Source organism: Pseudomonas sp. 06C 126, assembly GCF_001855215.1.
In the GTDB taxonomy this organism is placed as follows: domain Bacteria; phylum Pseudomonadota; class Gammaproteobacteria; order Pseudomonadales; family Pseudomonadaceae; genus Aquipseudomonas; species Aquipseudomonas proteolytica.
The window spans coordinates 18,268-34,170 of record NZ_MIFU01000091.1 but is presented as its reverse complement, the minus strand read 5'-3'; the positions used below and the strand labels follow the sequence as shown (position 1 = coordinate 34,170).

Here is a 15,903-nt window from a genome sequence, read left to right as displayed (position 1 = left end):
CCGTCATGAAGACTACCAACCGACGTTCCCGTCTTACCCTGTTCAGCCTGTTGAGTGCCTCGATCTGGCTGGCTGGTTGTTCGACCCCTGCGCGGGTGCCGCTTCCTGATAACAATACGCTCAAGGCCGGCCATCAAGCGGCGCTGACCTTGGCCGACCTGCCGCCCCCACAGGTGCTGATCCAGAGTGGCGACCTGTTGCGCATCGTGCGCGATGCGCAGGAGCCCGCGGCAGCCGACGACATGACGGTATTTGTCGTGCGTCCCGACGGGGTGATCTCAATGCCCAACATCGGTCGGATCAAGGCGGCATTGCGCACGCCTGAAGACCTGGGGAAGGAAATTACCGACAAGTACAAGCGCATCTACCGCGAGCCAGCAGTGACGGTGAACATCGCCAGCGCACCGAGCAATAAGGTGTTTATCGGTGGTGCGGTGCCTAATCCGGCGTTTTTCGACCTGGCGGGCAATGTCAGTGTGGAGCAGGCGTTGCTGAGTTCCGGCGGGGTGTTGCCATCAGCGGACAGCTCCAATGTGGCGTTAATGCGCACTGGCCCGGATGGCAAGTACCGGACGTACTTCATCAGTCTGAACAGCATGTTGACCAACCCGAACCATCCCAGGGTTGCGCTGCAACGTGGCGATTTGATCTTTGTGCCGCAGTCGGGCATTGGCGCAACCGTGGAGGCGGTGGATATGTACTTCACCCGCCTGTTCCCGATCAACAAGGGTATTGGTATTGGCTTGAATTACGACCTCAACGACAGCGGCGTGAAGAACAGCGGGAATACGACCAACAACACCAGCATCGACAACGTCAACATCCCTGGGGTCCCTTAGCAATGGAACGCGTCTTTGAAACTTCGATGCCTGCACCCAAGCCCCATCTTCACCTCCCTATCAATGGAGTGATCCTGTGATCGAAATCCGCTCTCTACGCGACCTCTTGCGGCTGTTTTTCATCTTCCGCCGCGAATTCAAACTGGCCGTGATCACCACGATTGTGGTGGCCGTGTTGGGTGCCTTCCTGCTGCCGGCTCGCTACGAGTCCGACGCGCGCTTGCTGGTCAAGCCAGGGCGGGACAACACCACATTGCCGATCGAAGCCGCCAACCGCCAGACGCTGATTGCGCCCAGCACCCAACACGATCCGATCGTGGATGAGGAGAAGATGCTCACCGGCCGGCCCATCGTGCATATCGTTGCCGAGCGCTACCTGGCGATGACGTCCGAGCCGCCAGAGGGCTTCTGGAAGGTCACCAAGTTCTACGTCAAGAAAGCCGCGGGTGAAGTGCTCGATGCGGTGCGCAGCGTCCTGCAATTCGTGGGCCTGGCCGAGAAGCAAAGCCCGCTGGAACGCCTGGCGACCAAGCTGGAGAAGAACTTCGAAGCCGGTCACGAACCAGGCTCCTCGGTGATCGAGATTTCCTTCACCTGGGACGATCCGGTCATCGCGCAAAAGGTCGTCGAGACCTGGGTCGATGCCTACCTCGAAGAGCGGGCGCGGATTCTCGGGCGCAAGAGCCTGCATACCTTCTATGAAGCCGAGCGCACCAAGGTCGCCACCAACATCCAGGGGCTCAAGGATGAACTGCAGGGCCGCTTGAAGCAGATCGATTCGATCAGCGTGGACGCGCGCCTGAAAAACCTGACCAACCAGATCGACCGCGTCACCGACGCCAAGGTCACCGCACAAAACCAGATCGCGGGGATCCGCAGCTTCCTGGCCAACGCCAGCCAGCAGATCAAGAACCAGCCAGCGGAAGTGGTAACGGCCCGGGAAACCAGCCTCAACCCGACCCAGCTTGACCTCAAGCGCCAGCTCAACGCCCTGCAAGTAGAACGCGCACGCCTGCTGCGCACCTATCTGCCAGGTACGCCGCAGGTCAACCAGATCGAGCAGAACATCCGCGACATGGAAGCTCTCAGCGCCCAGGAAGCAACACGCCTGGAACGCTCGCAAAACACCGCGCCCAACAGCCTGGTGATCAACGTCAAGCAGCAGATCATCGACGCCCAGTTGCAGGAGCGCAAACTGGCCGGGGAAATCGAGAACTACGACAAGACCCTCGCCGAACTGCGCGCCCAGCGTGACCAGGCGATGACCGATGAACCCGAACTGAACAAGCTGACCCAGCAACTGCGCACCGCCGAGAAAAGCTACGCGCTGTACTCGGAAAACCTCGAACAGGCGCGTATCGACCACGAACTGGACAGCAGCCAGATCAGCAACATCGCCCTGATCGAACACGCCACCCTTAACCCGGCGCGCGTGTTTCCCAAGAGCCTGCTGATTCTGTTGTTCACCATTCCTGCCGGCCTGGCCGTCGGTTTGCTGACCATCTATGTGCTGTACCTGCTGGACCAGCGTATCCACGATGGCGCGCGCTTGCAGGAAGTGTTCGGTGTACCGCTGTGGAGCAGCATCCCCGATGTGCAACACGCCACGCCTGCAGCCCTCACCGCCAGCATCTATCGCCTGTACAGCCTGCTGCCCGCCGAGCGCATCGCCAGCGAGGGCTTTGCCCTGGGCCTGACCTCGGCACGGCATGGCGAGGGCGTGAGCTTTATCATCGAGCAACTCAAGCGTCTGCTGGAAGAACGCGGCCACCGGGTCTCGGTCAACGGCAGCGACGCCGCGAAGCCGGGTGAAGTGCTGCTGTTGGATGCGTCTGCCCTGTCGTCCAACCCGCAGGCATTCCTCACCCTGCGCCGCGCCGACCAGATTGTGCTGGTGATCGAAGCCCGCACCAGTACCGTGCCGACCATCGAGAACGCCCTGTCGTTGCTGACCACCGCGTTCGGCAAAGTCGACGGGATGATCCTCAACCGCCGCCGTTTTGAAGTGCCGGCCAATGTCCTGGCGCGGATCAACAGCTGGCGCGGTGCGGCCTGATGCGCATTGCGCTGCTGGCGCCACTGCCGCCGGAGCAGACCGGGATCGCCGACTACGCTGCGCATTTGCGCAGCGCGTTGCGCGAACAAGGCCTGGAGGTGCTGACGCCGCTGGAGGGTTGCCTGGACCTGGCGCAACAACTGCAGCGCCTGCAAGCCTTTGACTGGCGCGGCGTGGACCTGGTGCATGCCGAGCTGGGCGGCGGGCGCTTTGCCGAGTTTCAGGCCCTGGACTACCTGCGCCGCACCCAACCGCAATTGCCGCTGACCGCCACCGTGCACGACCCGGAACGCCTGATCTGGCGCCGGGCCAAGCTGTTTTTCCCGCTGACCCTGCTCGAACGCCTGCCCCACCCGCTGCCCCAGGCGGCGGCGTTGCTGGCCGATCCATTGACCCTTTACGAAGAACGGCGCCTGGCCAAAAGCATGCGCCGCCTGATCACCCTCACCCGCCTGGGCGGCGACTGCCTGCGCCAGCGCATGGGCCTCAAACCCGAGCAAGTGGCGGTGATTGCCCACGGCAACCTGCCCATCGCCCCCGTGGCCTTGCCGCCGTTGCAACCGCTGCGCCTGCTGTACTTCGGCTTTATCTACCGGGGCAAGGGCATCGAAGACCTGCTACAGGCCCTGGCCCGCACCCTGGCCGCCCACCCGCAATGCCGTGGCCAGGTGCGCCTGACCCTTGCCGGTGGCACCGCACCAGAAATGACCTTCGACCCGGCCGGCAACTACCTCGATGGCCTGCGCCAACTGATCGCCACCCTGCACCTGGGCGATGTGGTGGACTGGCAACTGGACCTGCCTTCGGCCGATATCCCGCACACGATCCAGGCGCACCATGTGATGGTGCTGCCTTACCGCGAATCGAAAAAACTCGGCTTCCTCGGCCAGATGCGCGGCACCAGCGGCGCGCTGTCCTGGGCCAATGCCTGCGGGCGCGGGGTGATTACCTCCAACGCCCGCGCCTTCGCCGAAGAAGTCGCCGGTGGCAATGGCATCACCTATCAACAGGGGGATATCGCCTCGTTGAGCGATGCCTTGAGCCGCCTGATCCTCGACCCGCAACAGGCCCGCCAGTGGGCCGACCACGCTGCCGATATCGGCCGGCAGCGCCAGTGGGCCAGCACCGCCCAACGCTTTGCCGAGTTGTTCCAGGCCGTAGTCAAGGAGCCTTTGCGATGAACACGTCCTCTACTCGCCCGATGTGGCGCTACTTGCCATTGGTCATTGCCCTGGCCGTGGGCGGCGCGCTGCTGCTCAGTGAAAAGGTCGACGCAGAGCCGGTCAACCTGGCGCCCCAGCGCACCGTGGTGTGGCGCGAGTTTTTGGGGGTGAACGCGCACTTTCTGTGGTTCAAGCCCGAGCAGTACCAGAAGCAGATCCGCCAATACCAGAAACTGGGATTGGACTGGGTGCGCGTCGACCTGCATTGGGACCGCCTGGAACCCAAGGAGGAAGACTATCAACTGAGCACTTTCGATGAACTGGACCGCACCCTGACCGCCGAGAAGATCCGCTCGGTGTTCTACCTGGTGGGCTCGGCGCCGTTCATCACCACCGCCCCCAGGGGCGCGGAATTCCAGGACCAGTACCGCCCACGGGATGCCAACGTGTACGCCCTGCGCCTGGCGCTGTTGGCCAAGCGCTACCCGAATATCAACGCCTGGCAGGTGTGGAACGAACAGAACCTGCCGAACAATTGGCGCCCGCAAGTGAATGCCGAGGAATACGCGCGCTTGCTGCTGGCCAGTCACCAGGCACTGAATATCGCCGCCCCGGACAAAATCCAGGTGATGGGCGGCATGGCCTACTACAGCCAGATGCCGCCGCGCGGCAAAACCCTGATGTTTGAAGCCCTCGGCAAAATGGGCGTACAAACCCTGGGCATGGTGGCGGCATATCACCCGTATTCGATGACCCCTGAAACCGACGAACCAGGCAAGAACGAAGTCCTGCTGCGCGGCGACCAGCTCAATGCGGTGCTGCACGGTGCCGGTGTCAAGGATGTCTGGGCCACCGAGTGGGGCTGGTCCAGCTATAGCGGGCCCAAGGAAATGCAGGACCTGATCGGCGTCGACGGCCAGGCCGACTTTACCTTGCGCCGCCTGGCGCTGATGGCGTCCCAGGACTACCAGAAGATTTTCCTGTTTGCCCTGTCCGACCTGGATGAACGCGCCTCCGTGCGTGACCAGCACTACGGCCTGCTCGACCTCAACGGCGAACCCAAGCCGGTCTACAGCGCTCTCGCCCGCTTCCTTGAGATCACCGGGCCGACGCTCAAGCCGGGCGTCACCCCGGTGCTGGAAGACGTACCCAAGACTTTTTACAGCGTGGCCTGGACCCGCGAAGACGGTAAACACCTGTTGATGTACTGGAGCGCTGAAGGCACCAGCATCACCTTGCCCAAGGTACAGCGCGCCGAGTTGCTGGACCCGCTGACCGGCGCCAGGCAGGCCCTTAACGATTACAACGGCATTCGCCCCGTGGTGAAACCGTCGTTGCAAATACTGGTGTGGTAGCACGCCCAGGCATGGAGAGCTGCACGTGAGAATCCTGTGGATTGTGCCCTATCTGCCGTGGCCGATGACCAGCGGCGGCAAGACCCGGCAATACCATTTGCTGCGTACCTTGAGTGAGCGCGGGCACCGCATCACCTTGCTGGTGCAATCAAAGACGCCGGCCGACGCCGCCGTGCACGCCGCCCTCGAGCCCCTGCTCGAACGCTTGATCGTGGTACCACGCCGACCGCTCAAACACCCCATGACCCTGCTCGCCGGAGTGTTTGCGCCCTGGCCGTTGCTGACCACGGTCAACGGCCTGTCACCGGTGTTGCAGGCGCGCTTTGGCGAACTGCTGGACGAAACCTGGGATGTGATCCAGGTCGAGCACAGCTACAGCCTGCAACCGTACCTCAGTGTCCTGCGCCAGCAATCGCGGGACTTCGTGCTCACCGAGCACAACCTGGAATCCAGCCTGGGCGGCGCCACCTATGACCGTTTCCCGAAGTGGGCCGGGCCGTTCGTGCGCTACGACCAGTGGCGCTGCCGGCAGTGGGAGCGCAAGGCGTTTGATGCGGCGTGCCATGTGGTGGCCGTGACCCAGGCCGACGCCCAGGCCATCGGCCAACTGACCGCCACCCCGGTGAGCGTGGTGGTCAATGGGGTCGACAGCCGTGCGTTCAGCGCGGTCAGCGCCGATGCGCAGAGCCAGCGCCTGTTGTTTGTCGGCAACTACGAATACGCACCGAACCTCGATGCGGTGCAGTGGCTGCTCGACGAAATATTCCCCAGGGTCTGGTTGCAGTGCCCCAGCGCCCGCCTGGCGGTAGCTGGCTTTGGCTTGCCCGAGCACTGGCGTGAGCGCTGGCCGGACGAACGTATTGAATGGCAGGGCTTTGTCCCCGACCTGACCGCCTTGCAACGCCGCTGCGCAGGTTTTGTCGCCGCCCTGCGCCACGGCGGCGGCTCCAAACTCAAAGTGCTGGAGGCAATGGCCGCCGGGCTGCCGCTGGTGAGCACCGCCCAGGGCGTGTCCGGGCTGGCGGTCGAGGCGCAAGCACACTATCTGCCTGGCGAAACCACCGAAGCCCTGGCCGAGGCCATTGTGCGCCTGCTGGACGAGCCGGCGCTGGCCAGCCAACTGGCGAATGCCGCGCGGGACTACGCGCGCAACTATCACGACTGGGCGGTGGCCGGTAACGAACTGGAGCAGATCTACCGCACCTTGCCCACCCAACAGGAGCCCCAAGCATGCGCGTAGCCCTGGATTACCGCCCCGCCACGGTCGCGCCTTCGTCGGGCATCGCCCGTCAGGTTCTGGCCCTGGAGCAAGCCTTGCGCGCCCGGGACAACACTGAAGTGGTGCTGTTCAGCGAGGCGCCGCTGGATCATCCCCAGCGCGACACCGCGGTTTGCCCGCCCTGGGCCAGCCCGCTGGAAGGCCTGCAACGCCCCCAGGTACGGCTGCGCTTTGAACGCGGTTTTTTGCCCCGGGGGATCCACGAACAGCGGATCGAGTTGTACATCGCCACGGCCAATATGGGCTTGCCCTTGTGCCGCAAACCCGCCGGCACCCGCTATGTGCTGGTGCTGCACGACCTGTTCCAACTGACCCATCGCAACTTCCATCGCTCTCGGCTCAAGGCCGTGGCCTACCGCATGATCGATGGCGCGTCGATTGCCTGGTCGGTGTGGCAGGCGGACCGGGTGTGGTGCCCGTCGCAGTTTTCGTGTGATGAAGCCGCGCGCCTGTTCCCCTGGGCGCGGGCCAAGTTCCGGGTGTTGCACAACTTGGTGCCGCAGTTCACCGAAGCACCCGAGCCGCTGCCCGAGGGCTTGCCCGCGCGCTACTGGCTGGTGGTGGGCACCCGTGAGCCACGCAAGAACATGGCGTTCTTTCTTGCGCAATGGCAAGCCAGCCGCGCCAGGGACCCGAACGTGCCGGACCTGGTGCTGGTCGGCCACGCCAGCGATGTGCCGGCGACCCTCGGCGACTTGCCCGGCCTGCATTGGCGCAACGGTCTGTCCGACGGCCAGTTGCAGGCGCTCTACCGGCATGCCGCGTACCTGTGGCAGCCTTCCTATGCCGAAGGATTTGGCCTGCCAGTGGTGGAAGCACTGAGTGTCGGCACGCCAGTGGCGGTGGCCCGTGGTTCGGCGCTGGATGAAGTGGCGCCCCCCACGGCGGCGCGCTTTGCGCCCGACGACGCCGGGCAACTGCAAACATTGATGGTGTCACTGGCAGCGCCCGGGACCACGGCCGACCCCGAATTGCAACGCACGTGGGCCCGGCAATTTGCCGAACCGGCCTACCGCCTGCGCCTGGATAAACTGCTCAAGGAATTGAACCGCTAATGCTGCCAGGAAAACTCGTTAGTCTGCTCCTGGGCCTGATCTTCGGTGGCTTGCTGCTGGCACTGCCGCCGATGAAGGTCTTTATGATCGTGGTCGGCCTGGGCGTGGCGCTGACCTTGATCCGCAAACCCCTGTGGGGGCTGCTGATCTTTGCCGTCTTGGCCACCAGTATTCCCTACACCACCTTGCAGTTGGGGATCCGCACCACCATCAGCGAAGCGGTGCTGGGCCTGACCTGGGCCGGGGTGTTCTGGCAATCGTTTATCGGCAAGACCCGTGGCTTCATGGTCTGGCGCCCCACGGAGCGGGCCTTGATGTGGCTGATGCTGTTCAGCACCATCCCGTTTATCTGGGGCATGATCATCATCCACGCCGAGGGCAACGGGCCGGTCAACTGGGTGCGCTGGCTGATGAACCTGTCGCTGCTGTTTATCGTGCCGCTGCTGCTGCGCACCGATGCCGACCGCGACAAAGTGGTGGTCGCCCTGCTGCTGGGCAACCTGGCGATGCTGTCGCTGTCGATCTTCATGTTCCTCAAGACGCGCAATGCGATGTCGATGATCGACATCCTCACCGACCTCAAATACGCCCACCCCGAGGCGGTGAAGGACATCTTCTCGGCCAACTACAAACGCATGGCCTCGCCCTGGGTCCACCCGAACCTGACCGGTGGCGTGCTGGTGCTGTTCATCCCTCTGGCGCTGTTTTACGGCTGGACCCGCACCGGCTGGCGCCGTGCCCTGGGCCTGGCGGTGGCGGTGCTCGGTTGCGCCGGCCTGCTACTGAGCATCTCCCGGGGCGCGATTGTGGCCCTGGCGCTGATCCTGATCTGGCTGACCTACAAGCGCGTGCCCCACAGCGGGCGGATTATCGGCATCGGCGTCGCCTTTGTGATCGCCCTGGTGATGTTCTATCCGCCGTTGCAGGACCGTTTGATGACGATGTTCTCGACCACCAACGCCAGTACCGAGATCCGCTTCGACGAGTACGCCGGGTTCCCCGATGTCATGGCCAAGTACCCGCTGGGCATCGGCTTCAAGATCGACCCACCGGTGCCGGGCAGCAACTTGCTGGGGATTTCCAACCTGTGGCTGAATTTCATCTACAAGATCGGCATTCCCGGGATGCTGCTGTTTATCGCCGTCACCGTGTTGTGGTGGCGTGAAGTTCGGCCGCTGGGCTCGGTGCGCAAAGTCACCGCCGACAACGCACTGTGGCTGGGCTGTGTGTGCGGTGTACTGGCGGCGCTGCTGACCGGGATCTTCGACCACTACTTCAGCTTCACCTTTGTATTGATCGCGCTGTTCTGGCTGTTGATGGGCATCAGCCTGCAACAGGTGCGCCTGAACCCGACCGTGACCGCTTCTGCTCCTGTTTCCGTGCCAAAGGATAGCCAACCATGAAACATCGCACTATTCACTCCCCCGACCTGCGTGACCGCCTGCCCGCCTTGGCCAGCGAACTCGGTGTGAGCCTGGAAGACTTGCAAGATGGCTTGGCCTGGTGCCTGGCCAACGAGGTGGTTTTTGAAGAAGGCGAAGGCAGCAACAAACTCTTCTGGATGACCTCTTTCGACGTGGAACCGACCATTGGACATCCGGTGGCACGCCGCTTGTTCCATCGCATGAAACAGGATGTCCCGGCGCAGTTCCTGCCGATCTATGGCAAGAACTGGGCAACCCTCAAGGACCGCTGGCGCAGCGCCTGGGACATGGCCTACAACATCCTGATCAACAAGATCCCCAGCCACCACATCCGTATCGGCTGGCTGCGCCTGGGCGGCGCGAAGATCGGCAAGGGCTCCAGCCTGTGGCGCAACACCGAGGTGTTGGGCATCCACAACCTCAGAGTGGGCGACGACACCGTGATCGGCTGGCATTGCCAGGTGGATGCGCGCTCTGGCCTGGTGATCGGCAACCATGTGGCGATTGCCTCCCATGTGCTGATCATCGCCGGCAGCCATGACTTACAGGCGCCGGAGTTCTGGTCGATTTCCGGGGCTATTTACATCGACGACTACGTGTGGATCGGCAGCCGGGCACTGATCGGTTTCGGCACCCATCTGTGCGAAGGCTCGGTGGTGACCGCCAATACCGTGGTGGCCAAAACCGTCGCGCCGTACAAAATTGTCGGCGGCACCGGTGCCAAAGTCATGGGCGAACGCGTTCGCGGCCTGAACTACAAGGTGGGTGGCAAGGGCCTGTTCACCCTGTTGCACTGATGTTTGGCAGCACCCTGTGGCTGACCCTGGCGACCCTCGCCGGGCTGGTGGCCGGCTTTGCCCGGGAATGGCTGCTGGTCGCGGCCTGGGGTGCGGGCAGCCGCAGCGATGGGTTCCTGGTGGCGGTGTTTCTGCCCGAAGCGCTACGCATGACCCTGGCTGCCGGCTTGCTCGCAGCGGCTGCCCTGCCCCTCTATCAGCAACGTGATGGGCAACGCCAGCAAGTCTGGTTGGCCAGCCTGTCGCCGCGCCTGCTCGGCGTGGGCCTGGGTCTGTTCGCCCTGCTGGCACTGGGCGCGCCATTGTGGGTACGGCTGATCGGCCCGGGGCTGGATGCCGCCGCCCATGAGCAGGCCGCCGCCAACCTGCGCTGGCTGGCCGCCTGTGCGCCGGGGTTGGTGATGCATGGCCTGTTCAGTATTCCGTTGCAGGCGCGCCAGCGCTTTGTGCTGCCGGGGCTGGGTTCGTTACTGTTCAACCTGCCGCCGGTGCTGTACCTGTTTATCCAGGGCACGGCCAGCGACAGCGAAGAACTGGCGCTGTGTTTTTTTGCCGGCAGCGTGTTGATGTGCCTGCCGCTGCTGGCACCGGTCTGGTCGTTCGGCTGGCGCCCCTGGCAGGTCAAGGGCGATGCCCAGGCCGGCCGCGAGCTGCTGGGACGTATCGGTCCGCTGTTGGCAAGCAATGTCGCCAGTCAGGGCCTGGCCTTGCTCGAACGGCTGATCGCCAGTTACCTGGGCGAAGGCGCGGTGACCTGGGTCAACCTGGCGCGCAAACTGATCAACCTGCCGTTGATTGCACTGATGAGCCTCAACCAAGTGCTGCTGGGGCTGATGAGCGGCGAACAGGGCCAACAACGCCTGGCCTTGCTGCGCCGTGGCCTGGACGCCGCAACCCTATTGAGCCTGCCGGCCGCCCTCGGCCTGATTGGCGCGAGCCCCGTGCTGATTCACCTGCTGATGCCGGCGCAAAGCGCCGACGGCCCGCTGCCCGCCCTGCTTGCCTGGTTCGCCACGCCCCTGGTGTTCGGCGCCTGGAACGCCATGCTCGCCCGCTATGCCTACGCCAGCGGCGATACGCGCCTGCCGCTCAAGTGCGAACTGCTGGGCAGCCTGGTCAATGCCGGCCTGCTGGTAGTGCTGCCGTACTTTTTCGGCCTGCCGGGCATCGCCTTGGCGGCCTTGGGTGGGGTGATCGTCACCAACCTGCTGCTGATGCAACGCCAACACCTGCTCGGGCAATTGGGCTGGCCATTGCAGTGGGGGCTGAGTGTGGTGTTGCTGGGAGCAGCGGCGCTGGTCCTGCACCCATTGCACAGCGATGGCTGGCAACTGGGCTTGAGCACCCTGGCAGGCGCCGGGGTGCTGCTGGGGTTGGGGCTGTGGCTCAAGCCGTGGAAGGCGTGAGCTGCGCATAGCAAAAAGGCAGCGCGCGGAGCTGCTGCCTGTGATGGCGGTGGATCAGCCAATAGATTCGGTGGCTGATACGCCGCTATCGCGAGCAAGCTCGCTCCTACAGGGGATATTTGTCGGGTGCAGTATTTTGGCCGTGACACCAATCAAAGGTGGGGGCTGGCTTGCCTGCGATGGCGGTGTGTCAGCCGACAAAAACAGTGCCTGAACTACTGCTATCGCGGGCAAGCCCGCTCCTACAGGGGATTTTTGTCGGGTGCAGTATTTTGTGCCGCAGCACCAATCAAAGGTGGGAGCTGGCTTGCCTGCGATGGCGGTGTGTCAGTCGACAGTAACAGTGCCTGAACTACTGCTATCGCGAGCAAGCTCGCTCCTACAGGGGATTTTTGTCGGGTGCAGTATTTTGGCCGTGACACCAATCAAAGGTGGGAGCTGGCTTGCCTGCGATGGCGGTGTGTCAGTCGACAGTAACAGCGCCTGAACTACTGCTATCGCGGGTAAGCCCGCTCCTACAGGGGATCGGGGGCAGGGTTAGAAGTCGTACTTGATGCTGGTCATCAGGTTACGCGGCGCGCCGTACATTCCGTGGTTGCCGGCATAGCTGAAGTACTCGCGATCGAACAGGTTGTTGAGGTTGACCGAGGTACTTAGCTGCGGCGTCACGTCATAGCGCAGCAGCAGGTTGGTGATGGCGTAGCTACCCTGGCTGAACGTGTGCAGGTCTTCACCGACCTTGCTCTGCCAGTTCACTCCACCCCCCACGGTCACCTTGCTCAACGCTCCCGGCAGGCGGTAGGTCGTGAAGGTTTTCAGGCTCTGGCGCGGCAAGGTGGTGACGATGCGTTTGTCGTCGGCATCGGTGCTGACCGCATAGGCGTAACCCGCCGAGGCTTGCCAGCCTTCGGCCAGCTCACCGTTGAGTTCCAGTTCGACACCCTCGGTGGTGGTGCCCTTCTCGTTGCGATAGGTGTTGCCGCCCGGCGTGTCGATCCAGATCGCCAGGTTGTCCTGTTCCAACTTGAACAGCGCCAGGCTGGTGTTCAACTGCTCGTCGAAGAAACTGCCCTTCAAGCCCAGCTCGTAGCCCTTGCCTTCCATGGGTTCCAGGGCCTTGTTGTTGATGTCGCGCACCCAACTGGCCTGGGGATTGAAGATCTTGGTGTAGCTGGCGTAGGCCGACCAATTGTCGGTCAGGTCGTAGACCACCCCGGCATAGGGAATGTACACGCCGGTTTCCGACTCGCTGGTACGGGTGGCAACGCCGCCGTAGGGGCTGTCCTGGGTGTCGCGCTTCCAGTCGATGACCCGACTGCCGAGGATCACGCTCAAATCGTCGGTCATGCGCAGGCGGGTACTCAGGTAGGCGGCGTACTGGCTTTCATCCACCGAGGATTTGCCGGTCACCGGGAAGTCCGGCTTGGCCGAGTGCCCGTCCCAGTTGAACAGGTTGTCGATGGCGCCCGCCGGGGAGCCGGAATACGCATAGTTCCAGCCGCCATGGCTGGGCACGTTTTCCTTGTACTTGGACAAGGTCACGCCGGCGATCAACTCGTGCTCACGGCCCAGTAGGTCAAACGGGCCGGTGGCGTACAGGTCGAGATTATCCTGGCGCGGGGTACCAGAGAATCGCACTGGCAACTGGGTGGTGCCACTGCCATCACTGTTGAGGCTGCCGTTGACGTAGTTGAACACCTCATCGAACTTGTTTTGCGAATGGGTGAACTCAGCCTTGGCGCTCCAGCCGCTGTCGAACTTCTGCTCAATGGAGGTAAAGAAGCTGGTCTGCTCATGGTCGTTATAGGACCAGGCCGGCGCAGTATTCAGGGAGCGGCTGAGGTTGCTGCGCGAACCATCGGTAAAGCGTGTGGGCAAACCGGAGCGCGCCGGGGCGTCGACGTCGGTGCGCAGGTAGCTCAAGCCCATGGTCAGCAAGGTGTCTTCGGTCAGGTCGAATTCAGTGATGCCGTACAGCAACTGGGTCTGCTGCTTGTAGCGGTCGACCCAGGCGTGTTCGGTCTTGTAGTCGGCCACCAAGCGCCCGCGCACATTGCCGGTTTCGGTCAGGGGGCCGGATACGTCGAGGCCGCTGCCGTAGCGGTCCCAGTTGCCTGCTTCGGCGGTTACGCTAGCCCGCGCCTCGGCTGTCGGGCGCTTGCGGATCAGGTTGATGGTGGCCGAGGGGTTGCCCATGCCGCTGATCAGGCCGGTGGCGCCGCGCACCACTTCCACCCGGTCGTACATCGCCATGCTCTGGGTGTAGTTGTCCATGCGGGTGACGGTGGGCACACCGTCGATTTCGAAGTTCTGGATCTGAAAGCCACGGGAGAAATAGGCGTCGCTTTCCGAACCCAGGCCGTCGCGCAACACGATGATGCCGGGGGTGGCATCCAGGGTGTCCGACAGGTTGGTCAGGCGCTGGTCATCCAGGCGCTGGCGGGTCATGACGGTCAATGATTGCGGGGTTTCCCTGGGCGTCAGGTTCAGGCGGGTTGAGCTGCTGGACGACTGCGTGGTGTAGGAGCCGGTGCCCTCGGTAGTCGACCCCGGCGCCTTGCCGGAGATCGATACGGTGCCCAGTTGCAATGCGCCGTCGGCAGGACGGGGTTGCAGGGAGTAGTTATCGCCGCTGCCGCGCACCGCTTGCAGCGAGCTGTTACTGAGCAGGATTGCCAGGCCGGTGTCGAGGTCATGTCGCCCTTGCAGGCCGGGGCTGGTCTGCCCTTGCGTGAGCGCGGCCGGGTAGGACAGCAAGATATGCGTGGCCTGGCCAAACTGGTTCAACGCACCGGCCAGGGAGCCTGGGGCAATGTCGAACTCCTGCTGTGGCGCCGCCATGGCCCAGGCCGGCGCCAGCAACAACGGTGCTGCCCCGGCGAAGCTGGCAATGCCGCGGACGACGGCCACAGCCAGTGATTTTTTCAGTGTTGCCCGAATGGTGCGTTGCGGGTGCATGCGCTGTTCCCCAGATAAGTGAGTGTCTGGGGATATAAGTCTCGTGAGATTCGGAAACGGACCACATGCATGCAAAATAAATTCATACCTGCGCCCGACGCGGTTTAAGCGTGACCCAGAACCGCGTGAAATGCTGCGCGTCCAGCTCGAGGGTCTGTTGCAGCGCAGTGAGGATGCGGTCTGTGTCGGCCAACGGATAGGTGCCGGACACACGCAGCTCGCGCACGCTCGAGTCACAGTCCAGATGCCCGCGTCGGTAGCGGCTCAATTCATTGAGGAAGTCTTCCAGGCGCAGGCCCTCGGCGACGATCATGCCGCGGCCCCAGGCCAATTCGCCGGCGCGCTGCGGGCGTCGCGCCAACAGGGTCTGCTGGTCAAAGCTGACGATCTCGCCGGGCGAAAGGCTCAGGCTGCGCGATGGAATCTGCGCCGCCAGTGGCTGCCGGTCAGACCCCAACTGAGTAAACCCATCGCGCTGGCGCACGCTGAAGCGCCCGCCTGCGGCATGGGTCAGGCCTTCGGCGGTTTTCACCCACAGCGGGCGGGCATCCAATGGGTTGGGTACTACCAGGATCTCCCCGCGCAACAGATGGATCAGGCGCTGGTCGGGGCTGTAGTTCACATCGATAGCGGTGTCGGTATTGAGCTGGATCTCGGTATTGTCCGCCAGGTCGATACGCCATTGCTCACCGACGGTGGTGCTGAAATCGCTGGTCCAGGGCTGCAACAGCCCGGCATCCCGGGCGGTCCACGCCACACTGCCGGCGGCCAGCAAGAGGGCCAGGTTTTTCAGGACCCGACGACGGGACAGCGCCGGTAACAGGGTGGCGCTGACCAGAGCCTGGTGCGCGGGGTCTCGCACCTCGTGCATGCGCTGGAAAAACCGCTGGGAATGCTGCCATGCCTGCTCGTTGAGAGGATCTTGCTGGCGCCAGGCCAGCCATTGCGCCCGGGTCTGTTCAGTAACGTCCGCTGCCTGCAACTCCAATTGCCAGTGCATGGCCTGCTCAGCAGCTTCCAGGGTCAGGGGCAACGGATTCATGGGCGCTGGCTGTCGAGCACAATGCACTGCGCACCGGCCTTGACGATGTAGCGCTTGACCGTGGTGATGCTGGTGCCCAGGCGCTCGGCAATTTCGCCGTGGCTCAAGCCATCGAGCTGCGACCAGAGGAAGGCCTGGCGCACCGGCAATGCCAGGCGGCCGAGCACTTCATCGAGGGCCATCAGGGTTTCCAGGAGCAGCCATTGGGTCTCGGCGCTGGGCGCCACCTCTTCTGGCAACAGCGCCAGGGCTTGCAGGTAGGCCTTTTCCAGCTTTTGCCGGCGAAAGTGATTGGAAAGCACGCTTTGTGCGACTTTCGCCAGAAAGCTGCGGGGGGCTTGGACCTCAAGGGGTTGATTCTTGGCGAGCAGGCGCAGAAAGGTGTCCTGGGCCAAGTCAGCAGCGCTCTGCGAACAGTTCAAACGACGCCATAACCAGTGCTGCAGCCAGCGGTGTTGCTGCTGATACAGGGTGGCGAGGTCAGTGGGGCTTGTCGCAGGAATCGGAGGCATGGAGGACGCGCACAGGA

At 63.3% G+C, this 15,903-nt stretch carries 12 protein-coding genes; 9 read left to right on the top strand and 3 right to left on the bottom strand.

Going from position 1 to position 15,903, the window contains the following annotated elements:
• Positions 1-5: 5 nt before the first annotated feature.
• From BHC62_RS16845 to BHC62_RS16805, 9 genes are all read left to right on the top strand, one after another.
• On the top strand, positions 6-839 hold the full coding sequence (locus tag BHC62_RS16845; protein ID WP_029293199.1) for a polysaccharide biosynthesis/export family protein: 834 nt from the start codon (positions 6-8) through the stop codon (positions 837-839).
• Positions 840-915: 76 nt separating this feature from the next.
• Complete coding sequence (locus BHC62_RS16840) at positions 916-2,895, top strand: exopolysaccharide transport family protein (RefSeq protein WP_029293201.1); 1,980 nt, start codon at positions 916-918, stop codon at positions 2,893-2,895.
• The gene (locus BHC62_RS16835) at positions 2,895-4,076 is read left to right on the top strand and encodes a glycosyltransferase (RefSeq protein ID WP_070995583.1); all 1,182 of its coding nucleotides are present in this window, start codon (positions 2,895-2,897) and stop codon (positions 4,074-4,076) included. Before BHC62_RS16840 ends, BHC62_RS16835 begins: the two co-directional genes overlap by 1 nt.
• Positions 4,073-5,413 (top strand): beta-xylosidase, encoded by a 1,341-nt coding sequence (locus BHC62_RS16830; protein WP_029293205.1) that lies wholly within the window; start codon positions 4,073-4,075, stop codon positions 5,411-5,413. The genes BHC62_RS16835 and BHC62_RS16830 overlap by 4 nt, the downstream gene beginning before the upstream one ends.
• A gap of 25 nt (positions 5,414-5,438) precedes the next feature.
• Complete coding sequence (locus BHC62_RS16825; protein WP_070995582.1) at positions 5,439-6,653, top strand: glycosyltransferase family 4 protein; 1,215 nt, start codon at positions 5,439-5,441, stop codon at positions 6,651-6,653.
• Positions 6,644-7,747, top strand: coding sequence for a glycosyltransferase family 1 protein (locus tag BHC62_RS16820; RefSeq protein WP_070995581.1), 1,104 nt, complete (start codon positions 6,644-6,646; stop codon positions 7,745-7,747). Before BHC62_RS16825 ends, BHC62_RS16820 begins: the two co-directional genes overlap by 10 nt.
• Positions 7,747-9,150, top strand: coding sequence for an O-antigen ligase (locus tag BHC62_RS16815; protein WP_070995580.1), 1,404 nt, complete (start codon positions 7,747-7,749; stop codon positions 9,148-9,150). The genes BHC62_RS16820 and BHC62_RS16815 overlap by 1 nt, the downstream gene beginning before the upstream one ends.
• Positions 9,147-9,968, top strand: coding sequence for an acyltransferase (locus tag BHC62_RS16810; protein ID WP_070995579.1), 822 nt, complete (start codon positions 9,147-9,149; stop codon positions 9,966-9,968). The genes BHC62_RS16815 and BHC62_RS16810 overlap by 4 nt, the downstream gene beginning before the upstream one ends.
• Positions 9,968-11,374 carry a lipid II flippase MurJ gene (locus BHC62_RS16805; RefSeq protein ID WP_070995578.1) on the top strand — a complete coding sequence of 469 codons (1,407 nt, stop codon included), beginning with the start codon at positions 9,968-9,970 and terminating at the stop codon, positions 11,372-11,374. The genes BHC62_RS16810 and BHC62_RS16805 overlap by 1 nt, the downstream gene beginning before the upstream one ends.
• Before the next feature lie 537 nt (positions 11,375-11,911).
• Here BHC62_RS16805 and BHC62_RS16800 read toward each other — a convergent pair.
• From BHC62_RS16800 to BHC62_RS16790, 3 genes are all read right to left on the bottom strand, one after another.
• Positions 11,912-14,332, bottom strand: a complete 2,421-nt coding sequence (locus BHC62_RS16800) for a TonB-dependent receptor (protein WP_070995577.1) — start codon at positions 14,330-14,332, stop codon at positions 11,912-11,914.
• An 82-nt stretch (positions 14,333-14,414) separates the two neighbouring features.
• Positions 14,415-15,374, bottom strand: coding sequence for a FecR domain-containing protein (locus BHC62_RS16795; RefSeq protein WP_029293219.1), 960 nt, complete (start codon positions 15,372-15,374; stop codon positions 14,415-14,417).
• Positions 15,371-15,886 carry a sigma-70 family RNA polymerase sigma factor gene (locus tag BHC62_RS16790; protein WP_029293221.1) on the bottom strand — a complete coding sequence of 172 codons (516 nt, stop codon included), beginning with the start codon at positions 15,884-15,886 and terminating at the stop codon, positions 15,371-15,373. The genes BHC62_RS16795 and BHC62_RS16790 overlap by 4 nt, the downstream gene beginning before the upstream one ends.
• Positions 15,887-15,903 lie beyond the last annotated feature (17 nt).